This window comes from Chroococcidiopsis cubana SAG 39.79, from assembly GCF_003991895.1.
GTDB classification, from domain to species: Bacteria; Cyanobacteriota; Cyanobacteriia; order Cyanobacteriales; family Chroococcidiopsidaceae; genus Chroococcidiopsis; species Chroococcidiopsis thermalis.
Map to the genome: position 1 here is coordinate 1 of NZ_RSCK01000062.1, position 22,937 is coordinate 22,937.

The window sequence follows — 22,937 nt, forward strand, 5'->3', positions numbered from 1 at the left end:
GTTTTTATATGTTACAAATATTGCCTGAAATCGTTGTAGGGCAAGGATTATACCTCATCACTACTTCCATATCACTACCGCGAGTGCTGCTAGGAAGAAATTGATGCGATCGCCGAAGAATTAGGGTTTTGCTATGAAGATGTTGAAGCAGAATTGATATTAGTAGCGCCCTCTCCACAAGCGTTATCAAAAACCATATCTGCGATGTCTGATGCAACTTTTTACCAGACTGTCATTGCCTTAGCAGGCATGGCTCTACCAGCAGAACAATTTTCCCCTCCTCCTTCAAGATTAAATGATGGCTACGATTTCCAAAAAGAGTTAGCAAAGTTTTTGCGCGAGCAAGAGTGTGGATAAGGGCTTGTTCTGAAATAACCTTGCCATTGTTTTTGCGTAACCATTCATTTGGCAACTATTTCAGGCATCAAATTGTAAAACTTATTTCTTGACAAACCCTAACTGCATTTTTCGATGATTGAACGGAGTTTATTCCCACGGCTATTTCATTTTCTAAGTTAGAATAGCCCTGCACTTAGCCAATGAAAACTTATCAGGGACTTTCCAAAACCAAGCTGGCGAAGCGCTATGGCACGTGTGATACCTCGGCGGCGCTCTTGAAATTGGAAGCGTCTTTGGCATCAGCATTTGGCAGCTTGCCAGTCGCCTTGGAAGCTTTCTGAAAAGATAATATAAAAACATCGTTTAAAAAACGTAGGTGCTGACTGTGCGAAGACTATTCTCCCCGGCTCAAAAACTTCTGATCTTGCGTCGCGCCAACTATAAATGCGAGATTTGCGGTGTATGTTTAAGTCGGGACAATTTTGAAGCCGACCATAGAATAGCTTACTCCCAGGGAGGGGCAACCCAAGTGTGGAATGCTCTAGCTCTCTGCGGAAACTGCAACCGCCAGAAGTCCGCTCAACCTTACCATAGCTAGGAGTAGCACGGTGGACAACTATTTCCTTGCCTATCACCAGCTCGTGCTAGCTCGAATCACTTCAGGGCAGACGCAGCTTTATCCGCATCAAGTCAAAGCCTTGCTAGCAGTCTACCAAAAAGCCTGCCAAGGACAAATGGACGCAAGCGAACGAACTGCGGCGTTGATCCTTGCCGGAGTGGGCACTGGGAAAACTATTATGCAAGCACTTATCCCCTACATCCTTGCTCCTTGGATGCGAGGAAGACAGGCGATTTTCTTATCAGATAACTGCACGCTTCGCAGTCGATTTGTGAAGGATTTTCCCTGCGATCGCCAACACCGACCGATTTACGAGCAATGGCTGCTGTATAGTTTGAAAGTTTTGCCTTCAGGAGTTGTGCCGCCCCGAATAGTAGAGCTAGATGCCAGCAATTTCAATAGCTATGCCTACACGCTACATGAAGCAGATATGCTAGTGGGCAATCGCCAGTTTTTAGTGAACCTGGTGCAGCGGGGGGATATTCAACCAGAATCGGTCGGTGTAATTGTCTGCGATGAGGCGCACTTCTCTGCGGCTGCCAGCTACCGCACTATCTTCAACTACTTTAGCAATTCCCCAATCGCTTATTTTACTGGCTCGAAATTTCGCTCGGACAGCCAGCCGCTACCCTATATACGTTATGAAGAAGTAGAGGATGCCGACGAATTAGGCAGAAAGGCGATCGGATACGCGCCTGTAGCAGATTACGAATTCACGGTTCAAGATGCCTGGAAGTTAAATCCTGCCCCGATCAAAAAACTCACGTACAAAGAAGCTACCAGTACTGCGTTTTTGGTAGAAGAAGATGATCGGGAGATCGAGTACGAGCCGGAAGAATTTATTCTCAAAGCACAAAGAGATCGCGCTTGGTTCCGCCAAATTCTCTTAGCCGATTCCTTCTGCTTACCAGTGCTGGAAATGGCAGTCCAAATTCTGCTTGCCAAGCGCTCTGCTACAGGTCAACCCCATGCGATGCTAGTGCGGGCGCTCAATATCCCTCATACTCATCGAGTTGCAAAGCTTTTGGAAGAAAATTTTCCGTCTCTCCAAGGAAAAGTGCTAGCGATCCATTCCGAACACGAGCAGCACGATCTAGCAGGTCGTGCCAGCGTGCTGTTGGAAAAATTTTTAGCGGGCGAATACTGGGTAGTCGTCCATTGTGGAATGCTGGGGGTAGGGTTCGACCACAAGTGGATCTCGGTGTCCTGCTGCTTGTGCGTCCTGAGATCGATGTCCCCAGCCGAGCAGGAATGGGGACGGGCATTGCGAAAAGTGCCAGGAGCGCCCGCAGCCGCTTTTCCCGAACTAACTCACCCCAACTGGGCTGTGGTCGTCACCCATTCCGCATTGGGCTTGCGTCCATTATTCGAGCAGTTTCAGCATGGTGTAGCATCTGACGCGATTAAAGATGCCCCAAAAGACAAACCAATCAGACCCAGACTGACAGCCGCTTACGAAGCAGGCGAAACCGTGCTGAAATTATCAAATACCGCCACGCTCAAACCAGGAGATCTACTAGAGCTGCGGGTTCCTGTGGTAGAACAAGAAGCATTTGTGCCAAAATTTTCTTTAATCGAAGAACTCGAACGGACTGGGAGTTTATCAGCCGCAAGTAGCGAGCGCGTACCATCCCAAATGCCCTCAAACAGCAGCGACTTGGAAGCAAACACGACTCAGTTGGAGATCGGTTTTGCCTCAGCGCAAAGCCAGCCACCTCCTGTACTGCCTTGGCAAAAAGAAGTCGATGCTATAGCCGAGAGATTACACGCAATTAGGAGTCAGAGAACCTACCAGGTGCAAGTGGAAGCAGTGCTGGATAACACGCAGGTACAGATCGCTCCCGCTTGGTCTGATATTCCTTCGGGAGTCGAAATTGCAAAATCCCGAGCGAATTTTGAACTGCCCCCGGCGACGTTTTTGTATCACGTCGGCTTGGATTGGCAAATCTTGGTGGAAGGCGAATTAGTCTCCTACAGCGATTATCGCAAAAAAGTGGTATTGCAGCAGCGCGGTATGGATTTAGATGTTGATGGAGAAGTAACTATTGGTGGTGTGCGGCTGAAGGACACGATGCCTTCATCAGCCTACGAAATTTTTCTCAAAGGACTGGAGGCAGAGCTATCTAAAGTAGAGGTAGAAGTCCCCCAGAGCGATCGCGTCGTCCGTCTCGATAAAGCCAAGCTAGAAATGCAAGCGCGGTACGGCTCGCAGGTACGGAGCTTGGTGAACGAGTTATTCATGCAACGGGGGCTAATCAAAGATGGCGCTCATGGTCGCTCGCTTGTGGATCGTCCCGTGCAACTGTTAGCAGCGGCGATCGCTCGCGTCCGAGAAAAAGGACACGAACCAAATTTCGCGAATAATTCCGCTTTGATACATTCGGCTGCATTTGGTTATATCAAGGAGCAAACAGGTTGTGGTTGGTCGGAGCATCAAGGTGAAGAAGAATATCGTGAAGCACTAAAATTAGCACGTCGTTTCGTATTGCAGTTGAGGGAGCAACTCCAGTGGCGCTCTTGGCGCTAGGATATGTTTGAACTTTACTTTTTGAGATACTTGAGCTGAGCGAACCGTGTGAGTATGGATCGTGAGAAAGAGCGCTTTTTATCTAGAACTAAAGACAACTGCTGTTGCTCTTGAAGATACTGAGGTTTAATTTTACGCCACAAAATTATAAGGGCGCTTGGTAGTAGCAGGCGAAACGGAATGCAAAAGTTTAGAGTTGAAACCGATAACTTTGCTAGAGCGCGGTCGAGTATCGTTTTCTCCTAAAGTGAATTAACTATCTTTAATTCTTGCATCTAGTTCTTTCAGCCGTTCTCGAAAGGTAAACTGGATATCTTTAAGCTGTTGTCGATTTAGACCATCGAAGTTCAGGTTTCTTATTTGTTTAATAGTTTTTTCAGCTTTAAGGCTAGGTTGAGGTAAAACTGGATTGTACTGCTGAATTATTTTACGAATTAGTTGGTTCGTTTCATCTAAAGATTTTTCCTCTTGAGCAATCAAATAAGCTAATTCCGTTCGGATTTTAATAGCAGTTTTCTCATCAACTCTGAGGACTTCAACTGTGAGTTTGTTAATGGCTTTAGCTTTACTAGCTTCTAAACCCGTTTCTTGAATAACAGCTTTCAGATCGTCTGATAGAGCTAAAATTGGGAATATGTTACTAGCAACAGATGCAGGATTAAATTGACGATCTAGGATGACTTCCAGTACGTTACAAGCCTCAGCAGAAGTGAATTCTACAGCCTTTAACCACTCACGTTGTTGCGTAGTAGATGCATTTCGGATTCTATTGAGTTCTGCAAATCTACCTGTTTTTTTTAGTTGATATAGTGCATTGTTAAGAATATTAGGGATCTCAGTCTGTTGGGATTTTAAGTAAGGATAGCGATTGCAAATAATCCGAATCAGCCCATTGGCGAGGTCCAGGTAGTGTAGCTTCTCAGTATCTTTTCCAGTCACAAACTGTTTCTCAAACTGAGAAGAATCATCAAGCATTTCATGCTGAGGGAGGAAGACAGCTCTCAGTGTTGCTTTTCCAGCACGGGGAGCAGCTAATTTGCGAAGCGCACCGTCGAAGATGCGATAGCGTCCGTTTGGTTGAGGGATAACAATAATCGGACTGATTTGCTCGTTTCGCCGTAAACTCTCAACTCGTTCCTCAATCAGATGTTGAGGAAAAATGCTACGGGGTTGATCTGGATCTGGATCTAGCAGTTCGATCTCAATCTCGTGTTCGCCACTAATTTGTGACAGTTTTGCGGTTAGTTCCTGAATTTGCTTCTCTAAAAATTCTTTGTCTCGATCGCTATCGGTTGCTATTCGTAGGTTAATAACTTCAGTTTCAAGTTCCTGAATTTGGTGTTGCAATGCTTCATTGACTTCAGATATCGATTCGGTAGATCTGAAACTGGAAGGGATTGAGGCAGATGAGTCGGCAAGAGTAGCAGCTTGAGATTCGATTAAATCTAAGAGATTTTTCTTTGCCATTTAATTCCACTCCTTCAATTGTTGTAGTTCGCTAACCAATCTGGTGTAGTCAGAGGAAGCTTCTTGAGTATTCTTGCCTTTATATTTGGTAATTGGTAATCCGTCAAGAACTGCACGTTCGTGAGCTGTATATTGGCGGATAAAGGTATTAAAAACTGGAACTTTGCTTCTGATAAATGTGTTTTGAGCTGCCATTGCTTCGTTTAGTCGTCTAGGATCGACCTTGGTTAGAACGACTCGGTGTAAAACCCGAATGGGCGCGATCGCTTGTTTGATTGTCTCTATCAATGCTTGAATATCCAGAGGAGCAGGAGGAGTAGGTAGTACGATATAGTCAGCAACATGAATCAGAGTTTGTAGGGTACTGGAATCTAAATGTGGTGGAGTATCGCAAACAATTAGATCGTAATCTTTCACCGTCTTCAACTCTTTGAGAATCTTTGGATCTGTGTTGAATGTAGTATCAAATGATTGTTCTCCCCGCTCAGCCCACCAAGATGCACTTTTTTGGGAATCTGCGTCAACTAAAAGGACTCGTCGGTTTTCTGCAAAAATCGCGGCTGTATTGAAGGCTGTAGTGGTTTTACCTACCCCTCCTTTACCATTAAGAATCACAAGAATCTTGCTCATGAAATTTTCCTCAAAACCCTTGTTGTTTCAACCTTTGAAAGCTTTAGTAGGATTTACTATAACGTTATAGCAACATGTAAAACACGCTTTACTATAACGTTATTGCAGCCATTGTATGCCTTTTGGGCTAATTGTAAAGATTGAGCTACCAACTAGCCATCGTTAAATGATGCTACGATGTGCTTTAGCTTGTGGATTGTAGAGCCAATAATTTCTTTACTATTGAAGAAACTTTCATTTCTATTTGTACTTACAGAAGTGACACATGCCCTCCAAGCGCATCCACGTTAGAGAATACACCGTCCGCGCTCACGAACGCACGATTCACACCCGATTGTACAAATTCATTTGCCTTTCTTGCAGTCAACCCACCCAACGGGAAACGTATGGACCTAGACCACTGTATTGTGAAAGTTGTCGTCCTTCAGGGTTACGAGCAATTGAAGATCCGAAGCATAAAAAGAAGAAGCCCAGACCCGTTTTGGTCAAACAGGCAAAGAGTAAAACAAAGGCGTAGCAGTTGGGAAAGAAAAAACGGAATGTAGCTGGGTAGCCAAAGCTGACACTTTTAGCTTTTTGGCTCAACGGCATTACGATCAACTCTTGCTCATTGTTGTCTAAATTTCACTTAAACAGTGCGATTGTCTGAAAGTATTCGTCAAAAAGTCCGAGAGCATTTCTGCTCTGCAAGCAACCCGCACAAGCAACCCATCATAGCGAGGAGCGGCTATCCAAAGAACGAGTGCGTGTAACCTTTACTACACTTGCTATCTTAGGTAGAGCAGATTCCCTCATTCCTAACGACTCTATGATGGAAAAATACCGGAAACTAATCAAACGCCACCGTCCTGAAAAGAGTGAACAAAGTGCTGATTTTGGTTTGCCAGCATCTACGCTAGCTCAAGCCGATCGAGCGATAAAGTCTCCAAAAGCATCTGTTGGAGAGCAAGCGAGCGATGAGATAGTGGAAGTGCCAAGCTCGCTAGAGCGCTGGGAACCTCTATACGTATACCCATCCAACTCATTGACTTATTCTCAGTGGGAGCAAGAGTTGAGGGAGATTGAGTGGGAGCAGGCGAGTGATGTCTGGGAGTCTTGTCCCTATGACTAAAATGTTAGTAGTTTTGACCTAACGGGAATTTTAGCTCGATTACACCAGCGAGAGAACAACTTGGTTTGAGGCTGTTCTTGCTAGAAAATTTCGGGATTAAGCGCTTGTGCGAAACGGGCGCATCTAATGGTTGGGGGAGTACAAAGTTAGTACTAATGACTCGTCAGAGAACAACGTGTCGAAGCGTTGATTGACCCATGCTAATCGAAGATACAGCAGATGGTTAAAGCCGTCTTCACTCCACCGCATTCCTACCCCAATGAAAGCGTTGTTGAATCAGCCATTTACAGGCACTCTCAACCATACCACTGCCAATTGGCAAGTCCTGTTTCTTGAACTGACGGTACTGGATGTGTTCCAGATGGGTCTGCAAGTAATCGCGTACTTGAGACAAAATCAGTTTGGTTGCTTCAGAAGTATTTCTAGACCTGGCTAACCAGTTCAGTTCCTTGATGATACGTTTACCAAATCCATGCCGTAATTGATGACGCATCCGTCGAAACCACATTCGAGGCGTTCTTTCGCAGGAGCAAAGTTGCCATCAGAGTAAGCAGTAACAGCCTGCCACAAATGTTGTACAGCATGATAGAAGTCTAGAATTCCTATAGCGTCGCCGTGCAAAACATTCTTGGTAGAGTCGCCAAAAGCCGCGTGCCCCATCAGAAATCCAAACTACTTGAGCAGTTGTAGTGATACCTTTTGAGCAGTTGTAGTGATACCTTGTCGTAGCGCTTCGAGTTGTAAGCGGGATTTCAGACGCTCGATCTCCCCTAGACTCGCCACTAATCGTCGTTGATGCAAACGAGTTACAGTTTTGCCTGTTTTGGTCTGATATTTACCCAGACGTAATAGGAGTGCCACTTTCACCTCTGGCCATACAATCTTCCCCTTTGCGGTTTTAGATTGTGGACGAAACGGAATAGTTACACCATCAGCGGCAATAATCAAAGGCATTGTTAAGAGTGTTTCATCTAGCGATTCCGCTTGAATTGATTGACCATCTCCTAACATTTGAAGTTGCAATTTCAAGTTCTCGATTGCTTCTTGTCCAGCAATCTGTACCCATTTCCAAATGGTGTCATCACTAACACTAATTCCACTTGACTGCTGTAAGATTGAAGCAGCAAGTTCAAAGGGGAGAAAAACAGCAAGTAAGCAGCCAAGGCGAACTAATTCTATTGAAGTTTGTTGGTGAGCAATAATACCAAGGGTATCGTCAGAGGAAATTTCTGACTGTTTAGACAATGCCCTGGACATCTTCTGATTCGACGTTTCCCATGAACCTTGCCAACCAAGGTTAACATTTGACGTTCGGCAAAGCCTTTACTCAGCAGCGGAGTTTTGCAAACTGAGCAGTAACTTTGCTCATCTTGAGGCTTTCCCTGCTCAGTCAATTGCTGCTCAACAATGTTTCTAGCAATCCACAATCCCATTTTCCAAGCAGTGAGTACCAATGTGGCTAAGGTAACAGCAGATCTAAGTTGTTGACACAATTGTTGCTAATCTGAATCATCTGGATACAATAGTTCAACAGATTGTTGCATGAGAATTACTGGAAACAGAATGATAGTACGTATCAGAGGTGTGCAGTATTCACACCTCTGGGATCTCCTAATCTCATACATCAGTAGCAAGGGAACATCATCGCTACAGTATGCAAACACTGAATGCGCCCTTTGGCTATCTAGAGAGTGCTTCAGTGTGACTATCGGCATAATCTGTACTGACCGTTACTTGTTGCCAAGCTTCTAAATTCGTTTTGACTGATTCCAATTTTTCCTGAATCAAGCTCATGGCATCAGTACCTAACGCCAGCCGCAGGGGTGGATGAGGATTTTCTACTGCTTGAATGATGGCTTGTGCTGCTTTCGCTGGATTGCCGGGTTGCCTACCATCCATCTGTTTGAACCACTGCAATGAAGCACGGCTTACCAAAGCATAGGCATCAATGGGTTGTTCGGCGGCTGCCAGAGAGCGTCCGTTGAAGCTTGTCCGAAATGCTCCAGGTTCAATTAAAGTGACTTCAATTCCCAAGGGTTCGACTTCTTTAGCCAGGGCTTCAGACATACCTTCAAGGGCAAATTTAGTGGCACAGTAGATGCTGCTGCCGCCAAACCCGACTAATCCTGCTGTAGATGACATATTTACAATGTGACCGCTGCCTTGCTGACGCATCCAAGGCAAGACTGTTTGGATCAGATGGATTGCCCCAAAAAAGTTAGTTTCAAACGCTTGACGAATATCAGTTTCACTGACTTCTTCGAGTGCGCCAATCAGTCCATAGCCAGCATTGTTCACGAGTACATCAATTCGACCAAATGTTTTGATTGCTGCATCAATGGCTGCTTGTCTCTCTTGAGATAGAGTTACATCTAGACGTACAGCCTTTGTAGTGTCTGGATACTGGTCAATCAAAGCACGAAGCTGCTCTGGTTCACGAGCCGTCGCTATCAGGTAGTCGCCCTGCTTCAACACGGCTTCTGCGAGGGCACGTCCAAATCCGGTGGAACAGCCTGTAATCAACCAAACTTTAGGAGTAACACGATTTTTGTCTGAGTTCATGGCTATATCTCCAATAGAAACAACAAGACCGTTTGAATAATGTGCTTATCTCTACACTAAAATTCAGCAACTAATATGTCCAATACCGTTTATGTTTTAGACTAATATCTAAAACATATTAAGCGATGGAACTTCGACACTTACGCTACTTTGTGACCGTGGCAGAAGAACTCCACTTTGGACGAGCGGCACAGCGGCTCCGGATGGCTCAGCCACCGCTCAGCCAACAAATTCGCCAATTGGAAGCGGAGCTAGATGTGCAACTGTTGTACCGAACGAAACGAACGGTTCGCTTGACCGATGCGGGGCAGGTGTTTTTGCAGGAAGCACGTCACCTACTAATGCAAGCTGACCAAGCGATTGCAATCGCACAACGAGCAGACCGAGGAGAAGTCGGTCGCTTGATCTTAGGCTTTGTCGGGTCTGCGACTGACAGCATTTTGCCTGTAATCTTGAAAGCCTTTCGACAACGGTTTCCTAATGTGCAACTGATTCTGTATGAGATGACGACTGCTGAACAGGTAGAAGCTTTACACAACGATCGCATCCAGCTAGGATTCATCCGTCCGCCCCTTCAGGACGAAGACCTGATTCTCGAGACAGTTCTACAGGAATCACTTGTGGTCGCGCTACCCGAAGCTCATCCACTTGTAACTCAGACTCAGGTGTCTTTACTATCCTTGGCAGAGCAACCTTTTGTGCTATCTCCACGCCATCTTGGTGCAGGATTTTATGACCAAATCTACAGTTTGTGTCAGCAGGCTGGATTTACACCGCAGGTCGCTCAAGAAGCAATTCAGATGCCAACGATCGTCAGTTTAGTTGCCGCAGAATTAGGCATTGCTATCGTTCCAGCGTCATTGCAAAATTGGCAACGAGTTGGAGTTGTTTATAAACCACTTGCCGACCCAACATCGCAAATTGAGTTAGCGATCGCATGGCGACAAACAAACACTTCCCCGGTCTTACACCAATTCATTGAACAAACGAGAGCGATCGTTTCATCGACCTCAGCACATCGAGATTTGGCTTGAGGATGGCGAAAGAACCTTGATGAATAACAGAGCATGGATTGAATTTTTGTACTCCCCCAATGCCTTGATGCACTCGTGCGAAAGTGCGAAATCATTCCGAATCTCCCATTCATCCCGTTGATTTTGAAGAAGTAATCCTGACCAAACTTTACCTGTATTCGACATTCTCAATCCTTAAACATTGATGTTTAATCTGATGGTGAGACAGCGATCGCACCTAAAGAAACCCAAACTCCAGATTGACTGTAAAAATCTTCCCGTTGTTCTAACTCAAAATCTCCCAACAGAACAGCTAACCAAGTTTTGACTAATAGCATTTTCCGATCTGACTTTAGTGTAGTTGAAGAATCTATTTGTTCTACCAGCTCGACCAATGGTAAGCACCTGGTTGACAGACTCACAAAACAATCGGCGATCGCACGCTTCCAGAGCGAAAAATCTTCAGTATGGGCAAGCGCGAGAAGAAGGTCTTTTCGCTCTGTGTCGAAATCGATTTGGATCGAGATCTCAAATCATTTCAAACTATATCCCGCTTGTTAGTAAGTAAAATCCAAACAGAGCAGGAGTTTTAGACTTTGAGTAAGTTTTGGCGTGTGGGAAATCATTGCCCAGCTATATCAAATCATTTTTCAACTGTATCTTTAAGTGTATCTTTCTGTATCTTAGCTGACTATTGTAGCTGTATCCCGAATCTATCCAGATGCGTTAAATTTAGCTCCTTACATCGCATCAATAAACTAACTTAATCTTAAGAATGTACTTTTCAAAACTTAATCTGCACGCCAATTTCCTCACGCTACATTGACGAAACTGCCAATTTTCGACTCTAGCCTTTCTTGCTACGTTTTCCCTGTACAGAGGCATTCCTGGCATTCCTACTAGTTCCGAGGCGGAGTACCATTGCTTCATTTCTCTCGCTCTTGTTGAGCATATGGGTGGACAATCGGGTTCCTGTTACGCTCTTACTAACCCGATTCTTTTCGCTCCACCTTCCCAGAGTACCTATCATGCTAGATTCATAGACTTAGACTATTCAAATTTGAGCCAGAGCAATTACGCTTAGATTTGGATATTTCTCTGCTCATAGAACGGATGAGCTTGTTCAAAGCTGCGGCTTGCTCGCAAAACCAACGCATCGCTGTAGAGCGGTCCGGCAATTTGCATTCCAATTGGTAATCCAGCTGTCGTAAAGCCGCAAGGAACTGAGGCCGCAGGTTGTTCCGTCAGGTTGAACAAGTACGTAAAAGGAACCCAACTCCAGTCATCAGCATAATCCTTGGGGCGAAGTTGTCCTGCATCAAAAGCTGGAATCGGCATTGTTGGTGTAATTAACAAATCGTACCGATCGAATAGTTCCTGTAATTGAGTGCAAATAATGCCTTTTTGATTCATCGCAGCAAAATAGTCAAGTAGGCTTAGAGAATGACCTTCGATCGCGATCGCTAATAAGCCTGCATCCATTAACTGAATTTGCTCTGGTGTGTAGAGTCGAAGAAAATTAGCGTAGCTAGCATACCAAATGGGCAAAAACATTTTCATCAGGTCAAACGGCCAGTTAAGATTTACTGTCTCAACCCGTGCGCCCAACAACTCAAACGATTGAGCTGCTTTAGCTACAATCTCGCTGACTTCTAGATCGACTCGACACGGTTGACCCAAATCGGGACTAAAAGCAATTCGCAAGTCTCGAACGCCATCGACGATCCCATCTAGGTAGTTGCGATCGTCGTACGGCAGAGCAAAACAGTCGCGATCGTCGGGCTGCGTGATGGCGTTGTACATTAATGCTGCATCGCGAACGGTACGAGCCATCGGACCGATTGTAGACATTCTGCCAAACGTACTGACGGGGTAAACTGGAACGCGCCCCCATGTAGGCTTCAAACCGAAGACGTTACAGAAAGCAGCCGGAATGCGAATCGAACCCGCTCCATCCGTGCCTACTGCCAGGGAACCAATACCGCTGGCTAATGCTGCGGCTGCGCCTCCACTGCTCCCGCCTGGTGTCTTCTCTAAATCCCAGGGATTGCGAGTAATTCCAGTCAACGAACTTTGAGTGACAACTTTGTGTCCCGATTCGGGTGTATTTGTTTTGCCGATGAAAACAGCTCCATGCTCTCGCAAACGAGCCGTGACGGGAGCATCGACCGACCACTCTTGGTTTGGATCGATTGCCTGGGAACCTCGTAGCGTACTCCATCCCTTGGTCGCCACCAAATCTTTAATCGAGATCGGTACACCGTCGAGCAATCCACAAGGCTCGCCTTTTGCCCATCGTTGTTCTGAAGCTTCTGCCATTGCTAGAGTCGTTGCTGCATCAATTAGTCGAAAGGCATTGATTTTCGGATTGTAGCGAGCGATGCGATCGAGTAGGAAACGAGCTACCTCAACCGGTGAAAGACTACGATTGCGGTAGTGTTGAATTAATTCGATGGAAGATAAATAAGCAAGATCGTCCATGAGTTTTGCTCTTCTTCAATTGCATAGACTGCAAATATTATTGCCCTTGCACAATTCTGAGAAAGTTGTTAAATACAATTTCTGCTTCCCGATTCATAATCGGCAGTTGAGCCGCAACAGCTCGTTTGAGATCGTTGCTACCTGTTGCCCCTAACGCAGTTTCTAGGTCAGCTCGATATGTGGGAATCTGCACCCAGTCTTCTACGGTTACTTCAGTCACCTCACTATGGAACTGCAAGCCAAAGGCGCGATCGCCTACAGCAAAGGCTTGTACCTGACATTGTAGCGAGGAAGCAAGAATAGTAGCTCCAGCAGGTAAGCGAGTAATTTCTTGTCCGTGCCACTGAAGCACCTTATAGGCTTCAGGGAGTCCGCTCATGAGCGGGCAATCGCGTCCTGCATCCGTCAAATAGATTGGCAACAGCCCTACTTCAGGTGCAGGCATAAAGCTAACTTCTCCACCTAGAGCATCGGCTAACAGTTGCGATCCCAGACAAACCCCCATGTAAGGCAGATTGAGATCTTCTACAGCATGACGGATGAGTACTTTTTCTTCTACCAGCCAGGGATAATCGTCGATATCTCCAGCATTCATGGGTCCCCCCATTACCCATAACGCTGAATATCCTTCTAAAGAAGTCGGAAATTTGTCTCCTTTTTCCAGTTCCACCACATCTGTTGTAATCCCAGCCTCGTAGCAGAACTGCTCAAAAATCCCTAATCCTTCCACAATGACATGCTTGATTGCTAAAAATTTCATTTTAAAATCTCCCGATTTCTGACTGCGACCCAACAGCGGGTACGATCTCAACTTCGATCGAATGGACGCAGGAACTCTCCGCTAAGTCGGTCTTGTGTCCTGGGTTGAGAACGTTGACATTAGCACTCGACGCATCAAACTTAAGCCAGCGACCTTTGTAGACTAGTGCCACGCCGCAAGGAACCTGGTTGGAGAGTTTTACTTTCAGAGGCAGATGCCCAGTCTCATTCGATAAAATAACTGGACTTCCATCCTGTAACCCTCGCTGTTTGGCTTCTTGGGGATTGATCGTGACATTAGCTTCGCCAATCAACTTGAGAACGCGGCTATCGTTACCGTAGACGCTATTCATCAGCCAAGGCGAGGCAGGCGATAAAACCCTGAGTTTGCCGTTACTTGGTCGAGCATCGGCAAACGGCTGTGGCGATCGCGGTAACCCTACTGCCGCAAATTGGTCGGAGGCAATTTCAATTTTGCCGCTAGGTGTGGCAAATTTGTAGTCGGCAAACTGAATTATGGGTTCGGGTGTGAAATCGATCGTGCCTTTGGCAGCGAGTTGGGCAAAGTCGATCCCCGTTCCAGTTTGCTTCAGTAAGCTCGCAATAATTGCGGCATCGCTCTCAAATAGCTCTGGTTCTGTAAACTCTATTGCAGCGGCAAGGCGGCGAAAGATTTCCTGATTGGGCAGCGATTCGCCCATTGGTTCTGCGGCTTTCACCTGAGCTGAGATCGAGTAGTTGAAATAGGAGAAAACCAGATCGTCAAATTCTAGAAAGCTGGCAGCAGGCAACACGATATCGGCGTAGTCAGTTGTATCTGTAGCAAACAGATCGAGCGACACCATAAACAGATCTTCGCGTGACAATACCTGACGCAACTGTCGCTGTTGTGGGCTAGAAGCCACGATATTATTATTCCAACAAAATAGAGCGCGGCTATTCGCAGGATCTTCTAGACGGGCTGTCAAGTCCATGTGGCTAATTGAGTGGAAGTCTCCTGAGTTGAGATGAGGAGCCGAGAGGTAATCGGCATCGATGCCACGATTGGCAAAACCATTCATGTAAAGCAGTCCGGTTCCTGGTTTGCCAAAGTTACCCGTAGCGATCGCCAACAAACTACAAGCTCGAAATACGTTGCCACCCGTTGGCTGACGCTGTAATCCTTGTCCTAACCACAGCAACGAAGGACCGCGACCGTAGAGAATTGCTGCTTCTTCTATGAGGGCGGCAGGAACGCCAGTGACTGCTTCACCCCATTGGGGCGTGCAATCAGGCAAGAGCGAGCGGACTTCTGACCATCCTGTAGTGTGTTTGTCAAGGAATGTCTCATTCAGCAGTCCTTCACGTTGAATTACATGCAGCAACGCAAACGCCAACGCCCCATCACTGCCTGGAAAAGGTTGGAGGTGGAGATCGGCGGCTGCCGCAGTTGGGTGTTTGATGGGATCGATCGCGATTATCTTACCTGGAGCTTCAGGTAACCAATGCTTATGAGCGTGAGGGGCTGAGGAAGAAGGATTTGCACCCCAAACCAGAATACAAGCAGCATCTTTGGCGGTGCGGGGATCGAAACCCGTTAGCGAGTCGCCGAACACCATTTGCAGCGCCACATGACCCGCTTTGTTGCATACCGTATCTGGATCGACTTCTGTGGCTCCAATTCGGTTGAAGAAACGCAGGGGAAAGAATCCCGCGATGAGCGAACAGGTTCCGGTGTAGTGGGTGTGCAAAATACCTCGACCATCCGAAGTAAACAAGATTTCTTGTAGTTGTTGGCAGATTGTGGCGATCGCTTCATCCCAGCTAGTTGGCATAAATCGCCCCTCCCCTTTGGCTCCAATTCGCTTGAGAGGTTGAGTCAGCCGAGTTTGGCGATCGATCCAAGCACCGTTATAGGCAACTGCACACTTACCGCAAAGTTCGCCTCGACTGACGGGATGTTCTGGGTCGCCTTTGACTCTAACAATCTCGCCTTGACGCTTGACAACCACTATACCGCAAGCATCGTAGCAGTCGCGAGGGCAGGTTGTACGGATCGTTTCTCCAATTTCAGACATAACTTGCTGCACCCGACGAAAAATTACAAAACTTTTAATAAGTCTAAGTCTTTGAAAATCAAGTATTTCCTGAGGTGCAAACAATCATATCTAATGAATGGTATTAGAGAAAGTGCCAATTCAACCTAAATTAATAGTGCCATTTTGAATCGGTGGTGTATACTGTATCAATGATGTATACCTTCCTCAGTCAGTTTTCGTAACACGACCTAATTCATCAGTACTTGAGCTAACTTACTTACTCCCGCTTGAATTATCTCCTCGCTCAGGTCAGCATAACCAAAAATAAACTCACCAGTACTATGTGCTTCTAAGTAGTATGGATTGGCGCTAACCAATCCCACACCAACTTGTGCAGCTTTTAGTACGATCTGTTCGTCACTCAAGTCTCTGTGGAACTGCACCATCAGATGCATACCAGCATTTTCGCCTAGAACAGTAACGGAGTTCCCAAAATATTGCTCCAAGGCTTGTACTAAAGTCTGCCGTCTCTGGTTGTAAAGCGATCGCATTCGCCGTACATGGCTCTCTAAATGTCCCTCACTAATAAATTCAGTCAGAGCATATTGCTCCAAGATGGACGACTGGCGATCGTTCAGCAATTTGGCACGCGCAAATACGGAAACTAAACTTTGAGGTACGACGAGATAGCCCAAACGTAGAGCGGGAAATATCACTTTAGAAAACGTGCCAATGTAAATCACTGAGTCATTAATAGTAAGTCCCTGTAAAGCTGGAATGGGGCGATCGCTATAACGGTATTCGCTATCGTAATCATCTTCAACAATTATTGCTCCAGTTTGTTGCGCCCAAGCCAGCAGAGCCAGCCGCCGCGATAGTGACAAAACTGCACCTGTAGGAAACTGATGCGAGGGAGTCACGTAAACTAATTTGATTTTTGCTGCTGGATCTGTGATTAGGCGATCGGTAACGATCCCTAAATCATCAACTGGTATGGGCGCGAGTTTTGCTCCTTGTAAGAGAAAAGCTTGCCGAGCATCGAGATAACCAGGATTTTCAACCGCTACTAAATCGCCGCACTCTACCAATAAACGTGCGACTAAATCGAGTGCTTGTTGCGAACCATTGACGATAATAATTTGCTCTACTTCACATCGTACTGCTCGCGTTCGAGCTATGTAACGCGCGATCGCCTGGCGTAAAGGTTCGTAACCCTGGGCATTCGTAGCATAATCGAGCATAGTAGGCTGCAATTGGCAGGCACGGGCAAGTAATCGCCGCCATAAACCGAGCGGAAATTCATCGAGAGCAGGTCGCCCATAGCAGCTAAAGTTGATTGGCAACTCTGTTTTTGAAGGCATTAGCAGTTGAAGATCGACTAGATTAGCTCCATAAGCTGAGAGTTGTACTGGCTGTTGCTTTGCCTCCTGAGTCGGTTGAATTGCTGTTGGCTGCAACAAGTTATCTGGGAGTTGACAGTAGACGAAGGTTCCCGAACTCGGAATTGTTTTCAGGTAGCCTTCGCTCAGTAGTTGCTCGTAACTTAGAGTTACCGTAGCGCGAGAAATTCCCAGAGATCGTGCCAAAGATCGCGTTGAAGGGACTCGCTGTCCTGGCGCTAGCCTCCCCGATAGAATTGAGCGTCGCAGCTCTTCGTAGAGCTGACGGTGTATTGGAATCTTTATTGTATGGTCGAGGGCGATCGCAAAATCCATATTCTAGTTTCTAAAACTGGACTGGTGTTGAAATGTAAAAGTGGCACTTGTAGGAAGCCAGATGATCGATTAACTTAGCAAGTGTAGCTCAAAGTAGCAATAGCTCTAAGTTACAAACAGAAAGGTATGGCTAAAGAGAAAGCTGCACGTAGCGTCCTTTCAATTGTGCAGATAGACATAGTACGGGTAAACAAAATGCTGAAGCAAGTTTTGACAGGTAGTTTCATACTCGTCGCGTTTTTAGTAAATAGCGGAACTACCGAAGCCAAACCGAGAACAACGATATTACTGTCTCAAGCACGGGTAGTTCCTTCTTCGACCGCAACACCCGACAATACAATGACTAACCCAAACTCCGATCAAACACTGCCCGACCGCTCGTCGAGCAATCCTAATCTTGAAGGAGTGCAGGCTACTCCAATACCTGATGGATCGCTGACTCGCCCTAGTTTTAAAAACGCAGAAACTAGCTCAGATCCGCAAGCTTGTGAAGCATCTATTCCGCTAGCCAGACCTACTGGTGGAGCTACCAGAGAAAGACTTCAAGCCATACAACAATGCGATCGAACTGGCGAATAACTGAGATTTACTGTTTTTCTACTAACTTTGTTGAGCTTACCCAAGCAGTAACTGCTGAAGTTTTCATACTTTCCGAACAGACCTTCACTTTCAGTAGATAAAGGTGTGCCAGCATGGACGGTCATATACTCGACGAATCCAAACTCATTTCGCCAGCAGCCTTCGCTCGTCGCCCTGATTTTCAGTGCTTGTTCGCTCCCAGTCAGTTAACAAAAAGAATTTTTTGCCATTGTGGAAATATGCTGGAAACATAAATACCATGCAGAGACAAGTAGCTCTGGTCAAACAGGCAGAACAAGCTGATTTTGCAGCAGTATGGGTGCGCGACGTGCCGTTGCACGACCCTAACTTTGGAGATGTCGGTCAGGTATTCGACCCGTTTGTATATTTGGGATATCTCGCCGCCTGCACTAACAAAATTACCCTAGCTACAGGTAGCGCTGTCTTTACGTTGCGGCATCCGCTTGACTTAGCAAAAGCAGCCGCGTCCATCGATCAGCTATCTGGCGGTCGGTTAGTACTTGGTGTTGCTTCGGGAGATCGTCCAGTAGAATTCCCTGCTTATGGTATCGATTAGGAATTTATAGGTTTGAAATTGTAAACAGCACAAACAACCTAATGGCAATGGTTTCAGCTTTTTACATCAGATTTAGGTCACAACCGATTGACTTAGCTGAAGACCCTGACGAGGCAGCTACACCGCTTAGGGGAGGATTTGTTCTGCGAATCGGGCGACGTAGTTTAATCAATCTCCTCATACGTTGGCAATCCGTTGGTATCAATCACGTTGTCCTTGGCGTGCAATACGGTCGTCGTCCTGCATCTGAAGTTCTTGCCGAACTAGCTCAAGAGGTTTTGCCTCACTTTCCAACTCATGCAGCTCCTTTGTCAATCGAAATTCAATGGTAAGCCAAGCTCAAGATAAGCAATCTAGAGGAAAAGAGATTATGAATCAAAGCAAAAGTATTTTAGTCGTCGGTGCAACAGGAGCATTAGGTCGTGCCGTCATCGAGCATTTGTTGATAGATCGACAAAATTCTTGGCATATTCGTGGTTTCACTCGCAATCCCAATAGCGAACGAGCACGTCAACTAGCGACTCTGAGCGACCGGATTGAGCTGATTGAAGGAGATAACAACGATATCGCCAGTATTACGCGAGCCGTTCAAGGAGTTGAAGCAATCTTTTGCCATACGGATTTCTGGGCTACTTATAATCATGAACTTACCTTCAATCCTTGGTATCCTGGACAAAGTCCGTGGGAGGGATACCAAAGAGCAGAAGAAACTGAACGTAATCAAGGACTTAATTTTCTCAAAGTAGCAAAAGCAGAGGGAGTAAAACATTTTGTCTATAGTTCCCTAGAAGCCTGTCGTGAACTCTCTGCTGAAAGGATTCCCTGCCCCCACTTTGACTCCAAAGCATCTGTTGAGCGATACATAGATCAAATGAGAAGCAGTGGTGATGAGTGGTACGCTCAATCTACGACTGTTCTCGTAGCTCTGCCATACTTTGAAAACTTTTTCCTAGTCGAAGATTATGGTAGCAAACCAGAACCAGGAGCAGATAACCAATACTGGGCAACACCAGGATTAGGGTTAGTTAACACCTGTTTATCACAATCCCATAATGGGAGTAACCGTCTTGTCTTCTGCTTTCCTATAGCTGACACACCATGGCCGATGATTGCTCTAGATGACATTGGAGTGTTTGCCGCCCATGTTTTTGCTCATCGCGAGCAATGGGGCGGTCGCACCTTAAAAATTGGCTCAGAAGCATTACGAACGAGTGAGATGGCTGAGATTTTTACGAAGGTTACTGGTATTCCATCTGTGCTCGAATCAAGTTCGATTGACGAGTACCGTGCTTTACCTATGCCAGAAGCTGAAGATATAGCAGCTATGTTCGAGTTTGCACAGTCTTTTGGAATGCCTAGAGATTACGAATTTTTGCGGAAATTACACCCTGGTCTACTGACATTTGAAAACTGGCTTCGAAAGACAAACTGGCATGGTGAATCTAGGGTATAGCCCTAAGACTGTTACTCTTGGCAATTCATATTTAGCTCTCCCTTTGATTGTTCTATCGCAGATCGCAAATTATTTTTCGTTTGCCGATTTCTTTATTGATAGCAATGGCTTTGTTTTTCCATAATTAAAGCGGCTATTGAAGCAGCCCCCAAAAGCCTATGCTCTATTCTGATGACGGCCCTTCTATAGTGCTAAGGGGTTTCTCCTTTATGGTGGCAACGGAAGCTGACGCGATCGCCCGTCAATCTCTCGGTACTGTAGTTTTTGGTGGAATGTTGGTTGCTACTTTCTTAAGCTTGTTTGTAGTTCCCATCCTTTACATCGCTATCGGTACGATTCGCGATCGCTTGATTTTGGGCTATACTGCAAAAACTGATTGAAGAGATTTCGATACTTTTGTTAAAACCTTTGTTATTGCTAGCAGTTTCAATTTCGTTTGCAAGCATCGGTTTTAACAACTCACAAATTAGATGTAATTGTAAGGAGTTTTTCTATAAACTAATCTATTGCTTCTTCTATCTAAAATTGTGAACGGTATGACAAGAAATATTTGAAGAGAATATTTTTAGTAAAAGTAAGATCGGCTTTAACTAAACTAGAGCATCTCCTTCAATCGCTATAGTTAGATAACATTTGGCGGTCTTATCTTCTTTTAAATACTTAAAAGAAGATAACGAATGAGTTCCTCAACAAAATATATAATTCCTTGAAAATGCAGATTGACTAAAGGCTGCAATAATCTAAAGCAAAAAAGGAACAAAAGGAACGTAACGCCTCCAAAGTTTTTCCAAACTGCCATTAGCCAACATTGCATTAAGAGCATTATTAATAGCTGCCAACAATGCTGCATTACGTTGACTTACAACTACGCCAAATGGTGCTTGAGTCGGTATAGTAAACGCCACTCGAAAATCAGGGATGTCATTAGCAATTCCCATCAAAATAGGCTCGTCATCAATTAAGGCATCTACCTTACCTGTCCGCAGCGCATCTAGCATTTCAGATAAAGCATTGTCACTACCAGGAAAAGCAATGACTTTAGCATTGGCAAACTTCTTTTTTGCAAGTGCTAAAAGGGTTGTATTCGTTAGCGCACCCACTTGTAGACCTGCCAAGTCGGTTTCTGCATGAATAGCACTGTCTTTCATTACCAGGATAGCATCGTTGATGGCACAGTAAGGGCGAGAAAAATGGGCAATCGCCTGACGCTCTGCCGTAATAGTTTGAATAAACCAAACAACATCATAGCGATCAGTGTTGAGGTTCGTGTAGAAATCAGCTGGCGGCACAGTTACCCATACTGGTTCTAAATGGAGTAATTTACAGACAGCTTCAGCCGTTTCTATTTCATAACCCCGTCGAGTGTTACCTTCAAGATAATTCAACATTGGGCAATCGTAATTACCTACGGCAATTGTCAATTTGCCAGACTGAATAGTATTGAAATTCATCGTAATCGAATAGCGATTTAAGTGCGGCTTGGTGAAAGTTGAGCAATCAGTAAATCAAAAAAGCTTTAAGTTTGGTTATAGAACTCGCTTTAGTAGACATCCATATATTCTTCGCGTTCCCATTCAGATACGCGGCTGTGAAAACGTTTTAGTTCAAAGCGTTTGACAGTTTTGAACAGATGAACAAATTCTTCACCTAACATATTCTGGATTTCCGCATCTGCTTCTAGCGCATTTAGTGCAGAATCAAGATTGAATGGCAGTTTCGGTAGATTCGGATTGTCTTCGCCCGTAACTTCACCAGATGGGCGCAGTTGAAGATTATTTTTCACTCCCAGCAATCCAGCAGCCAGAATAGATGCAAGCGTTAGGTAGGGATTGCTAATACCAGAAGCTGCTCTGACTTCAATATGCGTTCCTTCATCGCGAGTGGCTTTCACCCGAATCATCGCACCGCGATCTTCAATTCCCCAGCTAATGTTTGAGGGAGCAAAAGTACGTGGTTTGAGTCGGCGGTAGCAATTAGGCGTGGGATTAATGAATGGCATAATCCCAGGCGAATGAACCAAAACTCCTTCAACGAAAGATTTTAGCGTTATAGATAATCCATTCTCATCGTTTGGATCGAAAAAGGCGTTATGCTTAGTTTCTCGATCGAGCAAACTGATATGAAAATGGCAACAACTGCCAGAACGATCTGAAAAAGGCTTAGTCATGAAAGTGGCATGGTAGCCCATCTGATGTACGATTTCTTTGACGGCATTCTTAAAGGTAAAAGCTTTGTCCGCACCTCGAATACCAATTGCCGGACCATAGTTAATTTCAAACTGGGATGGTGCATATTCACTGTTGTGGGTAATGATATCAATTTCTGATGCTCTTAAATGGTTGAGTAATTGTTGAATCTCAGGAATAAACTGTCCGCGCAGATGGTTGTAGATGTGCCTACCATCGAATAAAGGTTCTTTTGTATTTGCTGTCAAGAAATAAAACTCAAATTCGTGTCCCATCATCACGTCAAATCCGAGTTGTGCTGCCCGTTCGAGCATTGCCTTGGCTACATATCGAGACGATCCTTTAACGGGTTCTCCTGAATTCCAATAAGTATCGCAAATAACTTTGGCAGTTTTTTCTAGCCACGGAATCGGCGTCAATGTATCAAAGTCTGGACGCATCATAAAGTCGCAGTAGCGGACTTCCTCGTGATACCCCGAACCTGGTACAACCGATGAATTTGTGTCTAGTGCTATTGTGCCAGCATAGATGTTGAGACCTTTACGAGCATAACTCTCAACCCGATCGACAGGAATTAGCTTCATCCGAGAAACGCCATGTAGGTCTGGCATTTCAAAACGAATATACTCAAAACCTTTCTGCTTGAGTTCTTGAAGAAAATCTGTTATACGAGCGGATTCATCTAAGTGGGCGTTACCAAGAGCGCGATCGGCGGATATAACCATAATTACTGTGTTTTCCTTTTCTATACATTCGTAGAAATTCTGGAAATAGCACTTTAAATAGTGCTATTTTGGCAAAACTTACTAGAGCTAATTGATTGAGAGACTGAATTGAGACAGGATTACTGAGGCACTGGTATAATAGCCAGAAATACATTTGTCTCAACAAATTGAGATTT

The 22,937-nt window shown here is 45.3% G+C and carries 19 protein-coding genes and 3 pseudogenes; 11 read left to right on the top strand and 11 right to left on the bottom strand.

Annotated elements, in window-relative coordinates; genetic code table 11:
• The first annotated feature begins 204 nt into the window (after positions 1-204).
• From DSM107010_RS38730 to DSM107010_RS26070, 4 genes are all read left to right on the top strand, one after another.
• Positions 205-357 (top strand): hypothetical protein, encoded by a 153-nt coding sequence (locus DSM107010_RS38730; protein ID WP_158631860.1) that lies wholly within the window; start codon positions 205-207, stop codon positions 355-357.
• 182 nt (positions 358-539) lie between these two features.
• Positions 540-680, top strand: a complete 141-nt coding sequence (locus tag DSM107010_RS38735; RefSeq protein ID WP_158631861.1) for a hypothetical protein — start codon at positions 540-542, stop codon at positions 678-680.
• 44 nt (positions 681-724) lie between these two features.
• Complete coding sequence (locus tag DSM107010_RS43120; RefSeq protein ID WP_158631862.1) at positions 725-937, top strand: HNH endonuclease; 213 nt, start codon at positions 725-727, stop codon at positions 935-937.
• Between the two features lie 10 nt (positions 938-947).
• The gene (locus DSM107010_RS26070) at positions 948-3,485 is read left to right on the top strand and encodes a DEAD/DEAH box helicase (RefSeq protein WP_127024253.1); all 2,538 of its coding nucleotides are present in this window, start codon (positions 948-950) and stop codon (positions 3,483-3,485) included.
• Between the two features lie 252 nt (positions 3,486-3,737).
• Here the strand turns inward: DSM107010_RS26070 and DSM107010_RS26075 are convergent, their stop codons facing one another.
• Positions 3,738-4,952: a ParB/RepB/Spo0J family partition protein gene (locus DSM107010_RS26075; RefSeq protein WP_106167950.1), complete on the bottom strand. Its 1,215-nt coding sequence runs from the start codon at positions 4,950-4,952 to the stop codon at positions 3,738-3,740.
• The gene (locus DSM107010_RS26080; protein WP_106167949.1) at positions 4,953-5,582 is read right to left on the bottom strand and encodes a ParA family protein; all 630 of its coding nucleotides are present in this window, start codon (positions 5,580-5,582) and stop codon (positions 4,953-4,955) included.
• A 265-nt stretch (positions 5,583-5,847) separates the two neighbouring features.
• On the opposite strand from DSM107010_RS26080, the gene DSM107010_RS26085 reads away from it, so the two are divergent.
• Together DSM107010_RS26085 and DSM107010_RS26090 are read left to right on the top strand one after the other, a co-directional pair.
• Positions 5,848-6,099: a hypothetical protein gene (locus tag DSM107010_RS26085; RefSeq protein WP_106167948.1), complete on the top strand. Its 252-nt coding sequence runs from the start codon at positions 5,848-5,850 to the stop codon at positions 6,097-6,099.
• A 291-nt stretch (positions 6,100-6,390) separates the two neighbouring features.
• Positions 6,391-6,693 carry a hypothetical protein gene (locus DSM107010_RS26090; RefSeq protein ID WP_127024256.1) on the top strand — a complete coding sequence of 101 codons (303 nt, stop codon included), beginning with the start codon at positions 6,391-6,393 and terminating at the stop codon, positions 6,691-6,693.
• Positions 6,694-6,816: 123 nt separating this feature from the next.
• Here the strand turns inward: DSM107010_RS26090 and DSM107010_RS26095 are convergent.
• Together DSM107010_RS26095 and DSM107010_RS26100 are read right to left on the bottom strand one after the other, a co-directional pair.
• Positions 6,817-8,186 (bottom strand): annotated as a pseudogene (locus tag DSM107010_RS26095) (ISKra4 family transposase).
• A 187-nt stretch (positions 8,187-8,373) separates the two neighbouring features.
• Entirely contained in the window at positions 8,374-9,255 is an 882-nt protein-coding gene (locus tag DSM107010_RS26100) for an oxidoreductase (protein WP_106167946.1), read from the bottom strand.
• Between the two features lie 125 nt (positions 9,256-9,380).
• Here DSM107010_RS26100 and DSM107010_RS26105 point away from each other — a divergent pair, with 125 nt between their 5' ends.
• On the top strand, positions 9,381-10,289 hold the full coding sequence (locus DSM107010_RS26105; protein WP_106167945.1) for a LysR family transcriptional regulator: 909 nt from the start codon (positions 9,381-9,383) through the stop codon (positions 10,287-10,289).
• A gap of 188 nt (positions 10,290-10,477) precedes the next feature.
• On the opposite strand, the gene DSM107010_RS42440 is transcribed toward DSM107010_RS26105, so the two are convergent.
• The 5 genes from DSM107010_RS42440 to pdxR form a co-directional block, all read right to left on the bottom strand.
• The gene (locus DSM107010_RS42440) at positions 10,478-10,606 is read right to left on the bottom strand and encodes a hypothetical protein (protein ID WP_277871346.1); all 129 of its coding nucleotides are present in this window, start codon (positions 10,604-10,606) and stop codon (positions 10,478-10,480) included.
• 742 nt (positions 10,607-11,348) lie between these two features.
• Positions 11,349-12,749, bottom strand: coding sequence for an amidase (locus tag DSM107010_RS26110; protein WP_127024259.1), 1,401 nt, complete (start codon positions 12,747-12,749; stop codon positions 11,349-11,351).
• A gap of 37 nt (positions 12,750-12,786) precedes the next feature.
• The gene (locus tag DSM107010_RS26115; RefSeq protein WP_106167943.1) at positions 12,787-13,509 is read right to left on the bottom strand and encodes a type 1 glutamine amidotransferase; all 723 of its coding nucleotides are present in this window, start codon (positions 13,507-13,509) and stop codon (positions 12,787-12,789) included.
• A 1-nt stretch (position 13,510) separates the two neighbouring features.
• Positions 13,511-15,565 (bottom strand): molybdopterin-containing oxidoreductase family protein, encoded by a 2,055-nt coding sequence (locus DSM107010_RS26120; RefSeq protein ID WP_106167951.1) that lies wholly within the window; start codon positions 15,563-15,565, stop codon positions 13,511-13,513.
• A 209-nt stretch (positions 15,566-15,774) separates the two neighbouring features.
• Entirely contained in the window at positions 15,775-17,241 is a 1,467-nt protein-coding gene (pdxR, locus tag DSM107010_RS26125; RefSeq protein ID WP_106168900.1) for a MocR-like pyridoxine biosynthesis transcription factor PdxR, read from the bottom strand.
• 126 nt (positions 17,242-17,367) lie between these two features.
• Here pdxR and DSM107010_RS26130 point away from each other — a divergent pair, with 126 nt between their 5' ends.
• From DSM107010_RS26130 to DSM107010_RS26145, 4 genes and pseudogenes are all read left to right on the top strand, one after another.
• Positions 17,368-17,820 (top strand): hypothetical protein, encoded by a 453-nt coding sequence (locus DSM107010_RS26130; RefSeq protein WP_106168899.1) that lies wholly within the window; start codon positions 17,368-17,370, stop codon positions 17,818-17,820.
• A 113-nt stretch (positions 17,821-17,933) separates the two neighbouring features.
• Positions 17,934-18,729, top strand: a pseudogene (locus DSM107010_RS43125) (LLM class flavin-dependent oxidoreductase).
• Between the two features lie 38 nt (positions 18,730-18,767).
• Complete coding sequence (locus DSM107010_RS26140; protein ID WP_158631863.1) at positions 18,768-19,850, top strand: NmrA/HSCARG family protein; 1,083 nt, start codon at positions 18,768-18,770, stop codon at positions 19,848-19,850.
• Between the two features lie 117 nt (positions 19,851-19,967).
• Positions 19,968-20,230 (top strand): annotated as a pseudogene (locus DSM107010_RS26145) (efflux RND transporter permease subunit); the annotation flags it as partial.
• Between the two features lie 360 nt (positions 20,231-20,590).
• Here DSM107010_RS26145 and DSM107010_RS26150 read toward each other — a convergent pair.
• Both DSM107010_RS26150 and DSM107010_RS26155 read right to left on the bottom strand, forming a co-directional pair.
• A complete protein-coding gene (locus DSM107010_RS26150) occupies positions 20,591-21,301 on the bottom strand; it encodes an ABC transporter substrate-binding protein (protein ID WP_106168897.1) in 711 nt (236 codons plus the stop codon).
• Between the two features lie 89 nt (positions 21,302-21,390).
• A complete protein-coding gene (locus DSM107010_RS26155; protein WP_106168896.1) occupies positions 21,391-22,761 on the bottom strand; it encodes a glutamine synthetase family protein in 1,371 nt (456 codons plus the stop codon).
• Between the last annotated feature and the right edge of the window lie 176 nt (positions 22,762-22,937).